The sequence below is a fragment of the Rhizobium sp. IY2 genome (assembly GCF_047532935.1).
Classification (GTDB): Bacteria; Pseudomonadota; Alphaproteobacteria; order Rhizobiales; family Rhizobiaceae; genus Rhizobium; species Rhizobium anhuiense.
In genome coordinates this window covers 158,700-174,247 of the sequence record NZ_JBLKNU010000006.1, presented here as the reverse complement: position 1 = coordinate 174,247, position 15,548 = coordinate 158,700, and the positions used below count along the sequence as shown (strand labels likewise).

Annotated in this window: 16 protein-coding genes, 1 tRNA gene and 1 pseudogene; 7 read left to right on the top strand and 11 right to left on the bottom strand. The window is 61.6% G+C overall.

Translation table 11 applies throughout. The features are described 5' to 3' along the window. Positions 1-60: 60 nt before the first annotated feature. Together hisN and ACMUVN_RS20175 are read right to left on the bottom strand one after the other, a co-directional pair. Entirely contained in the window at positions 61-834 is a 774-nt protein-coding gene (gene hisN, locus ACMUVN_RS20180; protein ID WP_127430746.1) for a histidinol-phosphatase, read from the bottom strand. A gap of 277 nt (positions 835-1,111) precedes the next feature. Further along, complete coding sequence (locus ACMUVN_RS20175; RefSeq protein WP_025570459.1) at positions 1,112-1,993, bottom strand: N-formylglutamate amidohydrolase; 882 nt, start codon at positions 1,991-1,993, stop codon at positions 1,112-1,114. Positions 1,994-2,180: 187 nt separating this feature from the next. Here ACMUVN_RS20175 and cpdR1 point away from each other — a divergent pair, with 187 nt between their 5' ends. From cpdR1 to ACMUVN_RS20155, 4 genes are all read left to right on the top strand, one after another. Continuing rightward, positions 2,181-2,543, top strand: a complete 363-nt coding sequence (cpdR1, locus tag ACMUVN_RS20170; RefSeq protein ID WP_003542883.1) for a response regulator CpdR1 — start codon at positions 2,181-2,183, stop codon at positions 2,541-2,543. A gap of 84 nt (positions 2,544-2,627) precedes the next feature. Then, positions 2,628-2,702 (top strand) — tRNA-Val (locus tag ACMUVN_RS20165). Positions 2,703-2,880: 178 nt separating this feature from the next. Continuing rightward, positions 2,881-3,075: a hypothetical protein gene (locus ACMUVN_RS20160; RefSeq protein WP_028755908.1), complete on the top strand. Its 195-nt coding sequence runs from the start codon at positions 2,881-2,883 to the stop codon at positions 3,073-3,075. A 122-nt stretch (positions 3,076-3,197) separates the two neighbouring features. Beyond that, entirely contained in the window at positions 3,198-3,689 is a 492-nt protein-coding gene (locus ACMUVN_RS20155; RefSeq protein WP_244604806.1) for a hypothetical protein, read from the top strand. A 104-nt stretch (positions 3,690-3,793) separates the two neighbouring features. Here the strand turns inward: ACMUVN_RS20155 and ACMUVN_RS20150 are convergent, their stop codons facing one another. Further along, complete coding sequence (locus ACMUVN_RS20150; protein WP_029868308.1) at positions 3,794-4,519, bottom strand: hypothetical protein; 726 nt, start codon at positions 4,517-4,519, stop codon at positions 3,794-3,796. 231 nt (positions 4,520-4,750) lie between these two features. Here ACMUVN_RS20150 and ACMUVN_RS20145 point away from each other — a divergent pair, with 231 nt between their 5' ends. After that, entirely contained in the window at positions 4,751-5,263 is a 513-nt protein-coding gene (locus tag ACMUVN_RS20145; RefSeq protein WP_029868307.1) for an MgtC/SapB family protein, read from the top strand. Positions 5,264-5,316: 53 nt separating this feature from the next. Here the strand turns inward: ACMUVN_RS20145 and ACMUVN_RS20140 are convergent, their stop codons facing one another. Together ACMUVN_RS20140 and ACMUVN_RS20135 are read right to left on the bottom strand one after the other, a co-directional pair. After that, on the bottom strand, positions 5,317-5,496 hold the full coding sequence (locus tag ACMUVN_RS20140) for a hypothetical protein (RefSeq protein WP_029868306.1): 180 nt from the start codon (positions 5,494-5,496) through the stop codon (positions 5,317-5,319). A 58-nt stretch (positions 5,497-5,554) separates the two neighbouring features. Next, positions 5,555-5,785 carry a hypothetical protein gene (locus tag ACMUVN_RS20135; protein ID WP_025570441.1) on the bottom strand — a complete coding sequence of 77 codons (231 nt, stop codon included), beginning with the start codon at positions 5,783-5,785 and terminating at the stop codon, positions 5,555-5,557. 353 nt (positions 5,786-6,138) lie between these two features. On the opposite strand from ACMUVN_RS20135, the gene ACMUVN_RS20130 reads away from it, so the two are divergent. Continuing rightward, positions 6,139-7,230 carry a DUF475 domain-containing protein gene (locus tag ACMUVN_RS20130; protein ID WP_183908540.1) on the top strand — a complete coding sequence of 364 codons (1,092 nt, stop codon included), beginning with the start codon at positions 6,139-6,141 and terminating at the stop codon, positions 7,228-7,230. 99 nt (positions 7,231-7,329) lie between these two features. Here ACMUVN_RS20130 and ACMUVN_RS20125 read toward each other — a convergent pair whose 3' ends face one another. From ACMUVN_RS20125 to ACMUVN_RS20100, 6 genes and pseudogenes are all read right to left on the bottom strand, one after another. Then, complete coding sequence (locus ACMUVN_RS20125) at positions 7,330-7,500, bottom strand: hypothetical protein (RefSeq protein WP_088930351.1); 171 nt, start codon at positions 7,498-7,500, stop codon at positions 7,330-7,332. Between the two features lie 258 nt (positions 7,501-7,758). After that, entirely contained in the window at positions 7,759-9,276 is a 1,518-nt protein-coding gene (locus ACMUVN_RS20120; RefSeq protein WP_025570437.1) for a tripartite tricarboxylate transporter permease, read from the bottom strand. 87 nt (positions 9,277-9,363) lie between these two features. Continuing rightward, complete coding sequence (locus ACMUVN_RS20115; RefSeq protein WP_025570435.1) at positions 9,364-9,855, bottom strand: tripartite tricarboxylate transporter TctB family protein; 492 nt, start codon at positions 9,853-9,855, stop codon at positions 9,364-9,366. Next, complete coding sequence (locus tag ACMUVN_RS20110) at positions 9,852-10,796, bottom strand: Bug family tripartite tricarboxylate transporter substrate binding protein (RefSeq protein WP_127430741.1); 945 nt, start codon at positions 10,794-10,796, stop codon at positions 9,852-9,854. The genes ACMUVN_RS20115 and ACMUVN_RS20110 overlap by 4 nt, the downstream gene beginning before the upstream one ends. A gap of 286 nt (positions 10,797-11,082) precedes the next feature. Next, positions 11,083-12,129, bottom strand: coding sequence for an ABC transporter substrate-binding protein (locus tag ACMUVN_RS20105; RefSeq protein ID WP_029868252.1), 1,047 nt, complete (start codon positions 12,127-12,129; stop codon positions 11,083-11,085). Between the two features lie 62 nt (positions 12,130-12,191). Beyond that, positions 12,192-13,060 (bottom strand): annotated as a pseudogene (locus ACMUVN_RS20100) (ornithine carbamoyltransferase). A gap of 427 nt (positions 13,061-13,487) precedes the next feature. On the opposite strand from ACMUVN_RS20100, the gene ACMUVN_RS20095 reads away from it, so the two are divergent. Beyond that, positions 13,488-15,356 carry an adenylate/guanylate cyclase domain-containing protein gene (locus ACMUVN_RS20095; protein ID WP_025570654.1) on the top strand — a complete coding sequence of 623 codons (1,869 nt, stop codon included), beginning with the start codon at positions 13,488-13,490 and terminating at the stop codon, positions 15,354-15,356. Positions 15,357-15,548 lie beyond the last annotated feature (192 nt).

Genomic DNA, 15,548 nt, shown 5'->3' with positions numbered 1-15,548 from the left:
CCGCTGTTGCTGACCGGGCGATTAGCAAGGCTGATCAAGGATCAGCAGGGCTGATCCGGATTAGCGCTGCAGGATGGCGATCGCCTGCTCGTAGACCGCCCGGCTGCCGGCGGCGATGATCGAGCCGCCATTTTCCGGCCGTCCGCCGTCCCAGGTGGTGATGATGCCGCCCGCCCCTTCGATGACGGGAATGATGCCGCCGACGTCATAGGGCTTCAGGCTGTTTTCGACGACGAGATCGATATGGCCGGCGGCAAGCAGCGCATAGGCGTAGCAGTCGCAGCCGTAGCGGAAGAGCCGTACTTGGCTCTCGATCTCGCGGTATTTTTCCATCTCCTCGCCGGCAAAGAGATGCGGCGAGGTTGTGAACAGGATGGCGTTCGACAGCGCGTCGCACTGGCGCGTCATCAGCCGCCGTTCGCCCTCCGGTCCTGTATAGATCGAGCCGTTCTGGTCGGCGAAATAACGCTCACCGGTAAAGGGCTGTTCGATCATGCCCATGATCGCCCGGCCCTCTCTCTGCAGACCGATCAGCGTTCCCCACACCGGCACGCCGGAGATGAAGGCGCGCGTACCGTCGATCGGATCGATCACCCAGACATATTCGCGGTCGAGCCCGACATTGCCGTGTTCCTCGCCGAGAATGCCGTGGCCGGGAAAACTCTCCTCGATCAGCGCCCGGATGGCGAGTTCGGCCGCCTGGTCGCCCTCCGTCACCGGATCGAAACCGGAGGAGAGCTTGTTGGTGACATCGAGACCGGAGCGGAATCGCGGCAGCGTCTCGGCTCGGGCGGCTTCCGCCAGGCGGTTGAAGAACGAACGGTCAGGAAGCATGATTTATCCGTTTGGCTGGCGGGAGTGGCGCTTTTCATAGCGAAAAGCAACGGGAATGCAAACGTAGCAGGCAATTTCAATCTAACTGCCCAAAGATGTCGCAGCGCAATATATTGCTTGACATTTGTGCAATGCAATAGTAGCTTCTTCCGTACAGTCTTCTGACTGTAAATACCCTCCTTGGGTGTTTCCTCCCTAGACTTAGCCGCGCTCACAAGCGCGGTTTTTTTTGGCCAGGGAGGACTAGGCCTGACAGCAGCGAAATCGAAAAAGAGATTTATTCGGCGGCCAGCGCCCGATCGCCGGCGAATTTCTCGACGTAATCCGCCATCTGCCGCATGAAGGCGGTGACGGCATCGGCAACTGCGGCGAAATCCTCGCGTTTCTCCAGCGTCACTTCATCGACATAGATCGCCCGGTTCACCTCGATCTGCAGTGCATGCAGACCCCGCGACGGCCGGCCGTAATGTTCGGTGATGAAGCCGCCGGCATAGGGTTTGTTGCGGATTGCCGCAAAGCCCATTTCCTCGAGAATGGCGATGGCCGCCCGCGAAAGCTCGGCCGAAGCACTGGTGCCGTAACGATCGCCGATGATGAAATCAGGCCGCCCAACGTTGCCGGCGACGCGCACATTGCCGGGCATCGAGTGGCAGTCGATCAGCACGCCGAAGCCGAACTGCACATGCGTCCGCGCGATCAGCCGGCGCAGCGCCGCATGATAGGGTTTATAGACCGCTTCGACCCGGTCGAGCCCCTCCTGCACAGGAAGACGACGTGCATAGATTTCCATATTTTCGGCGACGATGCGCGGAATGGTGCCGAGCCCGCCGGCGACGCGCAGCGAATTGACATTGGCATAGGGCGGCAACAGCCCGTCGAACATCCGCGGATCGAGCTCGTAGGGCTCGCGATTGACGTCGAGATAGGCGCGGGGGAAGTTGGCTGCGAGCAGCGGCGCGCCGAGTGCGACGGCAGAGCCGAAGAGCTCGTCGACATAGTGATCCTCGGAACGGCGGATGGCGATGCCCTCGAGCCGCGACTGGGCAATAAATTCCGGTGGATAAATGCGGCCGCTATGAGGGGAGTTGTAGACGAAGGGAATGGTCTGCGACACGGGCTCATGAACCTCAAAAAGCTCGTATTCGCGTATTTCCGGCACTTTCGGCCCTCTTTACCATGTCATGAACTGGCTGCTGCGCCCATGTTGCCAGTTGCCCGGCCTCAAGTCCATACTATGTAGAAGGGATGGCAATCACGCACAGGCAATTCACCGGTTGTTTACCGGCTCGAGACTAGTGTAAACGGCTGGCAGCCCACCAAAACTTATTGATCAGCGGTCTGGATTAATGACTCAGAAGATACTTCTCGCAGAAGACGACAATGACATGCGCCGCTTCCTGGTGAAAGCGCTCGAAAAGGCCGGCTACAAGGTCCTTTCCTATGACAACGGCGCCAGCGCCTATGACCGGCTGCGCGAGGAGCCGTTTTCCCTGCTGCTGACCGATATCGTCATGCCCGAAATGGACGGTATCGAGCTGGCGCGCCGCGCTACCGAGCTCGACCCCGACCTGAAGGTGATGTTCATCACCGGTTTTGCCGCCGTGGCGCTGAACCCCGATTCGAAGGCGCCGAAGGATGCCAAGGTCCTTTCCAAGCCCTTCCACCTGCGCGACCTCGTCGACGAGGTCAACAAAATGCTTGCCGCGTAAGGCTTGCCGGGCGGCGCGTCACAAAACTGAAAAAAGCCTATTGACGGCTCCAAAGGTTTTGTGATCTATGCGCCGCCATCGGATGGGCGTGTAGCTCAGCGGGAGAGCACTACGTTGACATCGTAGGGGTCACAGGTTCAATCCCTGTCACGCCCACCATCCGATCCCCCTGACATCGTTGATAAATCCCCGCTTCGGGGATTTTTCGTTCTTGCGGCTGGCATGCGCTCCCAATCCGACACTTTACGGGCGCAAGGGCTTTTTAACTCGGATTATGTCCGGGCGGATTTCAGTCGGCTGTGCGGTCACCCGCACACGTGGGAAATTGGGGGGATGTATGGCGCAAAGAACGCGGACACGGAAAGCGATATCGATAATCCTCGGCCTCGCCCTGGTTGGGACTGGCCTCTTCGGTTTCGGTTATATGCAGTTTCATGTCGTCGAACCGATCAGCATCAAGTTTTGGCTGATTCCGACCACGATATTCGCGGCTGCGGTGGCGATCCTCTGGGATGATTTCAAAAATCCCTAACGCCCCGTTCGACGCCGAACAGCGCCGGACAAGACCAAAATAAGTCACAGAACGGTGCCAATGCCTGATTATCCAACGCATGGCCGATTCGCCGTCGCAGACAGATGGGGTTGAGACAGAGAATGAGATTTTTCGCACCGGCAGCCGCCGCCATTTTTTCCGCCGCCTTCACCTTGCCGGTCTCTGCAGCACCAGCTGCTCCCGAGACGTTTCCGGGCGCACCCGGCGTCATTACCCTTTCCGGCAAATGCGCCAAGCTTGTTGTCGCCAAATTCGACGCCACCAAAGGCTGCAAGAACGAGCTTGCCAGCGTCACGCTGGCCAATGGCCTGGTGACCTTCATCTTCACCTCTGACGGCAAGGCGCTCGGCTTCCAGGGCGACGGCGCCGGCATCAAACCCGCATCCAACGGCAATGCCCGCCTGCCGCTCAGCCTTGTCACCACGGGTGTCGGCAACAAGATGACCGGGGAGGTCAAGGTCGCTGGCTTCTGCACCTTCGGCAATCCCTATTCCGGCAAGCCGATCGCAATCGAATGCACCGCCGAAAGCAAGGATTCCTCCTTTACCGGCAGCTTCCGCACCGGCGGCAAGCTGGTGAAGAAGGGCAAATAGTCCCCGTCAGAGCAGTTCCAGGAAAAGTGCGAAGCGCTTTTGCCGGGAATGCGAAAAACAAAAGGATCGAGCGGTTCGGCGCTTCCGTTAAAAGCTGAACCGGTCTAGGCGCACCAGGCGGCGCCGGCAGCCCCCGGCTTGCGTGCCAGCCCCTCATTGATCAGCTGTGCGCCGAAAGAGCGCCCGTCGCGCGAGACGACGCGCGGCGCGCCTGAAGGCTCGGCTTTGCCCGCGGCATTCATCGTGAACGGTCCGGCGTTCAGAAGCGCCAGCAGCCGCGACTTGGCGGCAAAGGCCACCCGGCGTTCGCCGTCGCAACGCGCCTGGTCGACGACAGGGCTTGCCATGTCGGCTATCACGATCTTCTCGCCCTTGTACCAGAAGACACCGCCATCGCCGACGCAATTGATATGGGCGCCCTGCCCGCAATAGCCGAAGGCCACCGTCCCAGTTTCCGACACGGCCGGGGAGGCAGGCGACGGCACCGCCTTTATCGGCTGGATCGCCGGCGTCGGGATCGCGGCTGGCGGTAACGGTTGCGACTGTTGCACCGGCGGTGCAGCTTTCGGCGTCGGTGTGGCCAGCGCCACCTGCTTCGCCGGCACGTCCTTCCTGACTGAAGGTTTCAGCTCCGCCGTTTCCCGCGTGACCGGCGTTGCCTGCCTTGCAAGCATCGGCTGGATGCTCTTCCAATTGTCGTGGGCGACGATGCCGCCGATCGCGGCAATGCCGATCACCGCCCAGGGCAGCAATCCGCCACCGCTGCTGCGTGCTCTGCTCTTTCCTCTCGCCGGCGCCTTGCGGCGGCCGCGTGTCGCTGTCTTGGCCATCTGTCCGATTCCTGTGAGGCCGCAATTATCGCCGCCCAATCCTTTCTGAAAGGTTGGCGCGGCGGCAGGATGATGCTTGATCCGCCGATCTTTCCCTCGAATGGCATACAAGCGTCGGCGCCTATCGGGGAGGCCAGCGTGGCGGCCGAAACGCGTGAGGGGAAAAAGCTGAACAAATCCCGCGCTCATACGTTAGCCAGCGAAAAATTCCGTATGTTCTGGGGAAAATCCATGGATCTCATCATCGCCGACATGATACCGGCGTCACGCATCCACTATCCTGTCATCTTCGCCCGCCTGATCGGCGCCATCCTCTTCGGCGGACTGATCGGTTTCGAACGCGAGGCCCGCGACCGCCCGGCAGGCTTCCGAACCCATATCCTGATCAGTCTTGCCGCTGCCCTCTTCGCCATCATCTCGATCGAGGCCGTGCACATGCCGGGTTTCGCCGATGATGAGCAGGTGCGCATCGATCCGCTGCGCGTCATCGAAGCGGTGACCGCCGGCGTCGCCTTCCTTGCCGCCGGCATGATCGTCTTTGCAAGAGGCCGGGTGCACGGGCTGACGACCGGCGCCGGCATGTGGCTCTCCGGCGCGATCGGCCTCGCCATGGGCTTCGGCTATTGGCCGATCGCCTTCTTCACGACGATTGCCGCCATCTGCGTGCTCTTCGCCTTCGGCAAACTCGAACAACACTTCGGCTATAATTCCGGACAGCGGGTCGACCGGGATGAACATCGATAGAAAAAACGCCCGGCATCATGCCGGGCGTTTGTGTCAGCGTGACTGTCTGTCGGTTATTCGGAGCATGCGGCCGAAAGATCGTTTTTCTCAACCGGCGTCGCGTCGCCGATGGACGAGGCAAGCGGCTTCTGCCGTTTGCCGATCTGAATGCGCTCGTCCGCCGCCTCGCGTATGGCCTGCCATTCTTTTTCGTGCCGGATGAAGATCTCGCGGGGCACAAAGTTGATCGTCATATGTTTCTCACCCTGTTTCAAATCGACCGTCAGCGCGCCAAAGAGGCGGGAATGCTGGTTATTTCTTGGTCTCTGCATTGCTCTTGATGTCCGGGCCACCCTTGGAAAGATCCGCACCGGTAACATGGGCCGGCACATGAATGTCGTGATAGACACCGGGCGTCAGCGTCAGGTCGACATGATGCGGCGGCAGCACCTGCGCCTTCTGCATGCGGTTCGGCTTCGCCCGCTTCATGCGGTCGGATGCCTCCGTGCGTTTGTCGGGAATATGGGTCGAAGTGTGCATCATCGGCCTCCTTTTTTAAGCTCAACCAGAGCCTAACGGGCGGGCATCGGGATGGTTCCAAAAAAATTGCCTGATCTCCGGTGTGCCCGGAGCCTTGACTGGCCGGGGAAGTTCATTAACTAGAGCCTATCCCGCAGCCTTCCAGACATCGGCTGACGGGGAACTTTGGTGCCGGGCCCCTCTGGCGAGAGTTTTTACGGCGCTCTCGTGATGTCGGTACCGCCTGCAGCTTAGCCGGCGGATTTTTCATCGATGAACAAACTCACCATGCCTGACCGGCATGCCCGTTGTGGCGTGCCACGTCTTTCCAATATATCCACCCTCTTCAACACGATTTGCGGCCACGAGGTGCGGCCATGAATCAGCCCGTAGTCGCTCAATCCTCGCTCGGCTATTTCCGCTGGGCTTTCATCGTCACTGCGCTCGGCCTCGTTCTCGGCGCCGTGCTCGGCTGGCAGACGACCGGCACGATCGGCGGCATGGCAACCGTCTTCTTCATCTGCACGGTGCTTGCCGTGCTGGAGATCTCGCTCTCCTTCGACAATGCCATCGTCAATGCCAACAAGCTGAAGGAGATGACGCCCGTCTGGCAGAAGCGCTTCCTCACCTGGGGCATCATCATCGCCGTCTTCGGCATGCGCATCGTCTTTCCGCTGGCGATCGTCGCGATCGCGGCGCGGATCGGCCCTTGGGACGCGCTGGTGCTGGCTGCCCGCGAACCCGAGGAATATGCCCGCATCATGAACGACGCGCATCTGCCGATCGCAGCCTTCGGTGGTACCTTCCTGATGATGGTCGGCCTCAGCTATTTCTTCGACCATGAAAAGAAGATCCATTGGTTTCGCGGCCTGGAAAAGGTGATGGCACGCTCGGCTACCATCCGAGGTATCGAGATCGCTTTCGTGCTGGCGCTGATGCTGGTTTTCTCCTGGTTGATCGGCGGCGAGGAGGCTAGCGTCTTCGTTCATTGCGCCATTTATGGCCTGCTCACCTTCCTCGCGGTCGAGGTCGTTGGCGAGTTGCTCGATGCTTCGCAGCAGACGATGAGCGCTGCCGCCAAGGGTGGTCTTGGCGCTTTCATCTATCTGGAGGTGCTGGATGCGAGCTTTTCCTTCGACGGCGTCATCGGCGCCTTTGCCCTGACGCAGAACCTATTCGTCATCGCGATCGGCCTCGGCATCGGCGCCATGTATGTGCGCTCGATGACGATCATGCTGGTGGAGAAGGGAACGCTTGCCGAATACCGCTATCTCGAGCATGGCGCCTTCTACGCCATCCTGATCCTGTCGGTGATCATGTATGCGCAGACCCTGATGCACATCCCCGAGGTTATCACCGGGCTCGGCGGCGCGGCCCTGATCGGCCTGTCGCTCTGGTCGTCCATCCGCCACAACAGGCGCGAACGAGTGGAGGAGCACGGCGCCGAGCGGGAGGAGCTTCACGCCTGACGATGCAGGAAGCCGCAGTGCGCAACAGCCTTGCGGTTAAAAACAAAGCCCGCGACCATCCGGTTGCGGGCTAATTCATTCATGCATGGCTTGAAGGCCTTAGCGGGAAGCCGGACCGAAGGAGGCCGGGTCGATGCCGAGTTCCTTGAGGTCGCTGGCACGCGGGCGGCGGCCGGCTTCAACGGCGGCGCTGACGGCGTTTGCGGCGCCCAGCACGGCAAAGGCGCGGCCAAAGAAACCTGTACGGACTGAATTGCGGATGGCGGACATTGTCCTTTTCCTCTTGCTCTATGATTGACTACCTATAGATGGCATCGCGCCCATACCTCCACAATGCTCAGAAAATCACCTCAGCCATGCAAAAACGAGAGGCCGGCGCATGTCTCCATGGCCGGCCTCGAGGGAGGGGTAAGGTCGTCTTTTTCTTCTTAGAGCGCCGCGTCTCTTCGGACCACAAAGGACGCTCTAACACTTTCAATCCCCGCATCGTGTTTTCCGAAAATCGATTCCGATTTTCGGGCCGATGCGCTAGTCTTCGTTTGCCGCCAGTTGCGACAGCACCTGGCCCCTGCCGCGCAGCCGCAGGATCAGCGGGATGAGGAAGGCGGCCGCCGCAACGATGAGCAGACCGGCCGCGATCGGCGACATCACCAGCGTCGTGACGTCGCCCTGGCTGATCGCCAGCGCACGGCGCAGCTGCTGTTCGGCCAGCGGCCCGAGGATCAGGCCGACGACGGCAGGCGCAATCGGATAGCCGAAGAGCCGCATCACATAGCCGAGCAAGCCGAAGGCGAGCAGCATGCCGAGCTCGAACACCGACGGATTGGCGCCGATCGTCCCAAGCGTTGCAAACAGCAGGATGCCGGCGTAGAGCCACGGTTTCGGAATGGTCAGCAGCCGCACCCAGAGCCCGATCATCGGCAGGTTCAGCACCAGGAGCATCGCATTGGCGATGAGCAGGCTGGCGATCAGGCCCCAGACGAGTTGCGGATTGGTGGCAAACAGCAGCGGTCCGGGCTGCAGCCCGTATTGCTGGAAGCCGGCAAGCATGATCGCCGCCGTCGCCGTCGTCGGCAGGCCGAGCGTCAGAAGCGGCACCAGCGTACCGGCGGCCGAGGCGTTGTTCGCCGCCTCGGGACCGGCCACGCCTTCGATTGCGCCATGGCCGAACTCTTCCGGGTTCTTTGCCAGCCGCTTTTCAGTGGCATAGGAGAGGAAGGTGCCGATTTCGGCGCCGCCCGCCGGCATCGCACCGATCGGGAACCCGATCAGCGTGCCGCGCAGCCACGGCTTCCACGAGCGCGACCAATCCTGCGCGTTCATCCAGAGCGAACCCTTGACCGCCTCGACCTTCTCCGCGATCCGGTTGCCCTGCGCGGCGATGTAGAGCGTCTCTCCGATGGCAAACATGGCCACCGCCAGCGTCGTGACCTCGACTCCGTCGAGCAGGTCGGGGATGCCGAAGGAAAGCCGTGCCTGGCCCGTCTGCTGGTCGATGCCGACCATGGCAAGCGCAAAACCGATGAACAGCGAGGTCAGACCCCTCAATGCCGAATCGCCGAAGGCCGAGGAGACGGTGACGAAGGCAAGCACCATCAGCGCGAAATATTCGCGTGGTCCGAAGACCAGCGCCAGCTTGACGATATAGGGCGCGATGAAGGCAAGCCCGAGCGTGGCGAGCAGGCCGGCGACGAAGGAGCCGATCGCCGCCGTCGCCAGCGCCGGTCCGCCGCGGCCGGCGCGCGCCATCTTGTTGCCCTCGAGCGCGGTGACGATCGAGGCGCTTTCCCCCGGCGTGTTGAGCAGGATGGAGGTCGTCGAGCCGCCATACATGCCGCCGTAGTAGATGCCGGCGAACATGATCAGCGAACCGCCGGGATCGAGCTTGTAGGTGGCGGGCAACAGCAGCGCCACGGTAAGGGCCGGGCCGATACCGGGAAGCACGCCGACGGCGGTGCCGAGTGTGACGCCGACCAGCGCATAAACCAGGTTCATCGGCTGCATCGCAACCAGGATACCCTGCCATAGAAATTCGAATGTGCTCATCTTGGTGTCCCAAGCGGCATTCCCGACCCTGCGGTTTCGGGGTCAGGCGCCGCGCAAAATCAAAAGAGCTGACAGCGCCTCGCGCGGTCAGAAGAACAGATGTTCGAGCGGGCCGGCCGGCAGCGTCAGCTGCAGCAACTGCGAGAAGATCGCCCAGACGACGAAGCTGAAAACGATGCCGAACGGCAGCGAGATCCAGAGCTTGCGCTTGCCGAAGCCGCGCGCCGTCAGTGCGAACAGCACACCGGTGGCAATCGAGAAGCCGGCGGTGCGCAGAAGCAGCATCTGGGCGGCAAGACCGGCGACGATCCAGATGACCGGCGCCACTTCCTGCCGGTCGCGTTCCGGAAACTCGCCGCGCCAGGCTTCGGCGACGGTCCAGACCCCAAGACAGAAGAGCCCGAACGCCACCACTTCAGGCACCGTTGCCGGGCCAATGCGGTCGTATTGCGCGATCGTTTTCAGATGCGAGGCATCCCAGGCCATCACGCCGGCGACGACGAAGAGGAAAACGGCAATGATGAACGCCGCCCAATCAGGGCGGCGCTCGGTTGCCGAGGAGGTGTTATCCTCGCTCATTGAACAAGTCCGATCTCTTTGAGAATGCCTTCGGTGGCGGAGACGTCCTTTTCGAGCTGCGCCTTGAAGGCGTCGCCGGACAGATAGGTGTCGGCCCAGCCCTTGGTCTTCAGGGTTTCCTGCCAGGTGGCCGAGCTATGCAGCTTCTCGAAATCGGCGGTGACGGCGGCGACCTGTTCAGCCGACAGGCCGGGGGCAGCCGCAACCATGCGCCAGTTCTGGATGGTGACGTCGGTGCCGGCTTCCTTCAGCGTCGGGGCATCGACGCCGTCGATACGCTTGTCGCTGGAAACGGCGAGAAGGCGGAGCGTGCCGGATTTCACTTGCGATTGGAACTCGCTGTAGCTCGAGACGCCGGCCGTGACCTGGCCGCCGAGAATGGCGGCGAGTGCTTCACCGCCGCCGGAGAAGGCGACATAGTTGATCTTGGTCGGATCAACGCCGGACGCCTTAGCGATCAGGCCGACGGTGATGTGATCGGTACCGCCGGCCGAACCGCCGCCCCAGGAAACCGAACCCGGATCCTTCTTCAGCGCCGCAACCAGATCGGCCATGGTCTTGATCTCGGATGCGGCGGGAACGACGACGGCTTCGTACTCGCCGGTCAGCCGGGCAATCGGCGTAACGTCCTTGAGCGTCACCGGCGACTTGTTGGTGAGGATCGCGCCGACCATCACATAGCCGCCGACGATCAGCGAATTCGGGTTGCCTGCAGCCTGGCTGCTGAACTGCGCAAGCCCGATGGTGCCGCCGGCGCCCGGAACGTTCTGGACCTGCACGTTGCCGGAGATCTTCTCCTGCTGCAGCGCGGTCTGCAGCGAACGAGCCGTCTGGTCCCAGCCGCCGCCGGGAGCGGCCGGCGCGATGATGGTGTAGTCGGCCGCATAGGCCGGCAGCGCGATAACAGCTGCAAAAAGGGTTGCGATGAACGTATGCTTCACGATGTGTCCTCCGTCGGCGGCTGAGCAAACCGCCCGTTATTCTCCAGGGAATCGGGAGGATGGCTGATCAGCGGACACAAGTGTCCTGAATGACGAGCGGAATACCTCCCAAGGCTTCAGCTCTCCGCCTCCACGGAGAAGAAGTAGCCAAAGGCACCACAACAAGCTGTCATTTAGCTGACATCGGCAAGATATCCAGCAGTAGCGGACACTTTTTTGCCGTAATTGGCGGACGGCAGTCCGATTTCCAGCTTCAAAGGACGAAGCAGCTGGAAGCGGAACACCTTCACTGCGCGCGCAAGACCTCATTCCAATGCGCGATGAGCCGTGCCCGCTTCACCTGGTCGAGATAGACCATCAGCCCGGGGCTGACCGGCACCGGCCGAAGCTGGGCGCCCAGCAGCTCCTGCAGCGTATTGGCGGTATTCTCCCCCGCCACCTCAGGACTGACGGCCGGGATCTGCAGCTCCCGCGCCATGATCGTCTGACCCGCCTTCGACATGAAGAAGGCGAGATACCGCCGCCCGAGCTCCGGCTCGGCGGCCGCCTGCGGCACCAGCCCGATCCGCGACATCACCACCGTGTAATCCTTCGGCAGAACGATGCCGACATCGGGATAGCGCGAGGCCCAGTCCGCCGCATAGGAGCCGAGAATGTTGTAGCCGAGCACGAAGCGCCCGTCGGCGACGCGCTCGAGGATTGCCGAGCTCGTCGAATAGAGCTTGACGCCGGCAGCCCCCATCGCCCCGATCACCGACCAGATGTCGCCGAATTGCTCCTGGTCGCGCGCCATGAACAGAAAGCCGACCCCGGAGCGTTCGATATCGTAGGTGCTGATCCGGCCATAGACCTTGTTGCCCTTGCGTTTCAGATAGTCGACGAATTCCGCCCGCGAACTCGGCACCGGCTCATGTACAAAGCTCGGCTTGTGATAGACGAACACCGCCGGCTCGAAGGTGAGCGCATAGGCGGTGTTGCGCCAGTTCGCCCATTTCGGCCATGCTGCACTCATCGGCAGGTTGCTGACCTGCGCATATCCGTCGTTGGAAAGCTTCACCTGCAGATCCATCGCCGAGGAAAAAGCGAAATCCGCCGTCTTCTCGCCGGCATCCGTCTCCTTGACGATCCGGTCGTAGATGTCGCCGGTCAGCATATCCTCGTATTTGACCGCAACGTCGGGATTGGCATCCTGGAAACCGCGGATCATCGGCCGCGCCAGCGGCTCGTCGAGCGAGGAGTAAACCGTCAGCACCGCCGCATCGGCCTGACCCGACTTCGCCGGATAGAAGGCCTGATCGGCGAGCGCGAAGCCCGGCCAGAAGGCCAGCAGCAAAATGAAAACTCTCCTCATGCCGCAACAATGCCTGAGCGCGCCGGGAGGAGCAAGGCCGCCGACTAGGCGGCGACCCACTCCATCAGCGCATTCTGCGCGTGCAGCAGAAAGGCTTTGGCGATGTGGCTCTGGCAGAGCGGATGCTCCATCGCTTCGGCCGTCACCTCCTGGCCACGCCTGACCGGCGGGCACGGCAGGAAGATCGCATCCTCCGACAAACGATCGAGCAGGTCGGCGCCGATCCGGTAGCCGGCGAGCGCCTCCGGGCGGCATCGCCCGGCCATGAATCGGTGATGACGACGTCGGCGTCCGATAGCTCGCCCATATCGGCGCTCACGCGGAAACGCCCGTTGAGCAGTGCAGCGTCACGGATGTGCCAGCGTTCGGGGTAGACCTGCACAACCTCTATCGGCAGCGCAATCGAGGCTTCGGCCCAGGAGCGGAGGATATTTGCGTCCGCCGCCACGCCAACGACCTTCAACCCGTCGATCGAGCCGCGCCGGCTCCTAATATAGGCAAGGTCACCGAGCGTCTCGCAAGGGTGGTTGGAGCGTGTGCGCGCATTGATGACAGGCACCGGCGAGACTGCCGCCGTCGCCTTCAATGTCGCAAGCGCCTTGGTGCGGATCACCAGCATATCGAACCAGTTGCCGAGATAGCCCGCAAGGTCGCCGGTCTGCTCCCTGACATCGAAACCGATCGGCACATGCGCGCAGATACCGCCCATCGCCTGGATGCCGAGATCGAAGGCGGTGGTATTACGCCAGCCGCCGTCGTCGGCAATCAGCGCGACACGTTTGCCCGCAAGGCTCTGCGGCACGGTGCGCTCATCCCAGCTTTTGGCGAGTTCGCCGGCGCGGGCGACAATCGATCGGAGCCCGGCCTCCGGAATATCGTGAAACTCCAGAAAATTCCGGGCCGAACCTGTCATCCAAAATCTCCGCCGCGCATGAAACATCGCCACAATAGCCGGCGCCGGCCTCGTCGCAACCATCGAAGCAGCCGCGAATCACAATCATACGGTGGATACCCCTCGCAATAGTCTTCCGGCCCAACCCCTGGCTCCGCTTCAAGCCCCAAACCGATCGACCGCCACTTTTATAGTGCCACGCCCGAAGCATCGAGCGATGAAATAAACCCGCATTTCTTCGATTAGAATTACCTTTTCATCACAAAGGATTAGAGCCGAACGCCACCCTTCACCCATTCAGAGTATTGATGAAGATCGGCGACCTTATATGGTCGCCCTGCCGCGTCAAAACGTCGAAACCGCCCGAATTTCTTATTCGGGGGACGACTCCGCGCAACAAAAACTCTATAAAAAGCTAGACTAAACTGGGAAGATCCTGGGAGGGGTCATGGAACGACGACTGAGCGCTATTCTCGCTGCGGATGTCGTCGGCTACAGCCGACTGATGGGCATCGATGAATCCGGCACGTTGCAGGCGCTGAACCGCCATCGCTGCGAACTGGTCGATATTCGTATTGCCGACTACAAGGGCCGGATCGTCAAACTCACCGGCGACGGCATCCTTGCCGAATTCCAGAGCGTGGTGAATGCGGTCGCCTGCGCCGCCGAGATCCAGCGCAGCATGGCGGCCCGCAACGAGAGCGTGCCCAAGGACGAGCGCGTCGAATTCCGCATCGGCATCAATCTCGGCGACGTCGTGGTCGAGAATGGCGACATATTCGGCGATGGCGTCAATCTCGCCGCCAGACTCGAGCGTATCGCGGCGCCAGGCGGCATCGCCGTGTCCGCCTCGGTGCGCGATCAGGTCGGCTCGCGCCTCAATCTCGGCTTCGAGTTCATCGGCGAACATACGCTGAAGAACATCAGGCAGCCCGTTCAGGTCTATACTGTCAGCTTGGCGCCGCCCTCCTCGGCGAAATTGGTCGCGCAGAACCGCAACACGTGCTTCATTGCGGTGCTGCCCTTCACCAATATGAGCGGCGATGCCGACCAGGACTATTTCTCCGACGGCATCACCGAAGACATCATCACCGATCTCTCCAAGATCTCCAGCCTGCACGTCGTGCCGCGCAACACCATCTTCACCTACAAGGGCATATCGGTGAAAGTGAAGCGGCTCGCCCAGGAACTCGGCGTGCGCTACGTGCTCGAGGGAAGCGTGCGCATCTTCGGCAATCGCGTGCGCATCTCCGGTCAGCTGATCGACACCGCCAATGGCGACCATCTCTGGGCCGAGCGTTACGACCGCGACCTGACCGACATCTTCGCCATTCAGGACGAGATCACCCACGCGATCGTCGGCCAGTTGAAGGTGCGTCTGCTGCCGGAAGAGAAGAAGGCGATCGCCAATGAGCCGACCGCCAATGTCGAGGCCTATACCTATTACCTCAGGGGCCGCCAGCTCTCCCACACCTGGACCAAATCCTATCTGCAGCTTGCAAGGCGGATGTTCTGCAAGGCGGTCGAGCTCGACCCGGACTATGCCCGCGCCTATGCCGGCATCGCCGACTGCGATGCGGCGATCCGCGATTGGGCACCGGACGACGTGCCGCTGAGGCGCATCCTCGAGATGAGCGCCCGCGCCCTGGAACTTGATCCCGACCTTCCCGAGGCCCACGCTTCCCATGGTCTCGCCTTGCATCAGAGCGGCTATGACGACAGGGCGGCGGCGGCCTTCGAACGGGCTTTGGCGCTCGACCCCAACCTCTTCGAGGCGAATTTCCACTATGCCCGGTTCTTCTTCATGCATGGCAACTTTGCCGAATCGGTTCAATACTTCACCCGCGCCGCCGAGATCCGCCCTGACGACTATGTCTCGCCGATCCACCTGATGTCCGCCTACCGCTCGCTCGGCCGTGTGCTGGACACGGAAAACTGGGCGCGGCTCGGCCTGCTGCGCGCCGAACGCGCGCTGAACCTCAATCCGGAAAATTCCGGCCCCGCCCATCGCGGCGCGCTGGCGCTTGCCCATATGGGCGATGTGACGAGAGCCCGCGACTGGGCGGCCCGCGCGATCGCCATCGATCCCGACGATATCGTCGCCCAGTATAATCTCGCCTGCGTCTATTCCGTCCTCGGCGACGCCGACCAGGCGATCGACCTTCTCGAGAAGCTGCTGCCGAACAGCTCCGTCTACCATATCAAATGGTTCGACAATGATTCCGACCTCGACAACATCCGCGACGATCCCCGCTTCCGAAGACTCCTCAACGCCGCAATGACGCAGCGCGAACGAATCGAAAGGACCGGGAGCTGACGCCGGTCTTTCCCGGCATTCGGTGGCGCATCGGCCGGAAATCGGAATCGATTTTCGAAAAGCTCGATGCGAGGATTAAAGTGCCACAGCGTATTTTGCGCGTCTGAAGGACCCGCTGCGCTGTAAGCTGCAAAATCGCTGTGACATCGCTCCGCCACCTCTGTAATCTCCTTTGAAAAACAGGGGGACATT

Bases quoted from the DNA above. Each gene is read 5' to 3' on its own strand.
- ACMUVN_RS20120 (WP_025570437.1), bottom strand. From the start codon at position 9,276: ATGAGCACATTCGAATTTCTATGGCAGGGTATCCTGGTTGCGATGCAG.
- ACMUVN_RS20135 (WP_025570441.1), bottom strand. From the start codon at position 5,785: ATGATGCACACTTCGACCCATATTCCCGACAAACGCACGGAGGCATCC.
- ACMUVN_RS20155 (WP_244604806.1), top strand. From the start codon at position 3,198: ATGAGATTTTTCGCACCGGCAGCCGCCGCCATTTTTTCCGCCGCCTTC.
- ACMUVN_RS20130 (WP_183908540.1), top strand. From the start codon at position 6,139: ATGAATCAGCCCGTAGTCGCTCAATCCTCGCTCGGCTATTTCCGCTGG.
- ACMUVN_RS20095 (WP_025570654.1), top strand. From the start codon at position 13,488: ATGGAACGACGACTGAGCGCTATTCTCGCTGCGGATGTCGTCGGCTAC.
- ACMUVN_RS20150 (WP_029868308.1), bottom strand. From the start codon at position 4,519: ATGGCCAAGACAGCGACACGCGGCCGCCGCAAGGCGCCGGCGAGAGGA.
- ACMUVN_RS20140 (WP_029868306.1), bottom strand. From the start codon at position 5,496: ATGACGATCAACTTTGTGCCCCGCGAGATCTTCATCCGGCACGAAAAA.
- ACMUVN_RS20160 (WP_028755908.1), top strand. From the start codon at position 2,881: ATGGCGCAAAGAACGCGGACACGGAAAGCGATATCGATAATCCTCGGC.
- cpdR1 (WP_003542883.1), top strand. From the start codon at position 2,181: ATGACTCAGAAGATACTTCTCGCAGAAGACGACAATGACATGCGCCGC.
- hisN (WP_127430746.1), bottom strand. From the start codon at position 834: ATGCTTCCTGACCGTTCGTTCTTCAACCGCCTGGCGGAAGCCGCCCGA.
- ACMUVN_RS20145 (WP_029868307.1), top strand. From the start codon at position 4,751: ATGGATCTCATCATCGCCGACATGATACCGGCGTCACGCATCCACTAT.
- ACMUVN_RS20125 (WP_088930351.1), bottom strand. From the start codon at position 7,500: ATGTCCGCCATCCGCAATTCAGTCCGTACAGGTTTCTTTGGCCGCGCC.
- ACMUVN_RS20115 (WP_025570435.1), bottom strand. From the start codon at position 9,855: ATGAGCGAGGATAACACCTCCTCGGCAACCGAGCGCCGCCCTGATTGG.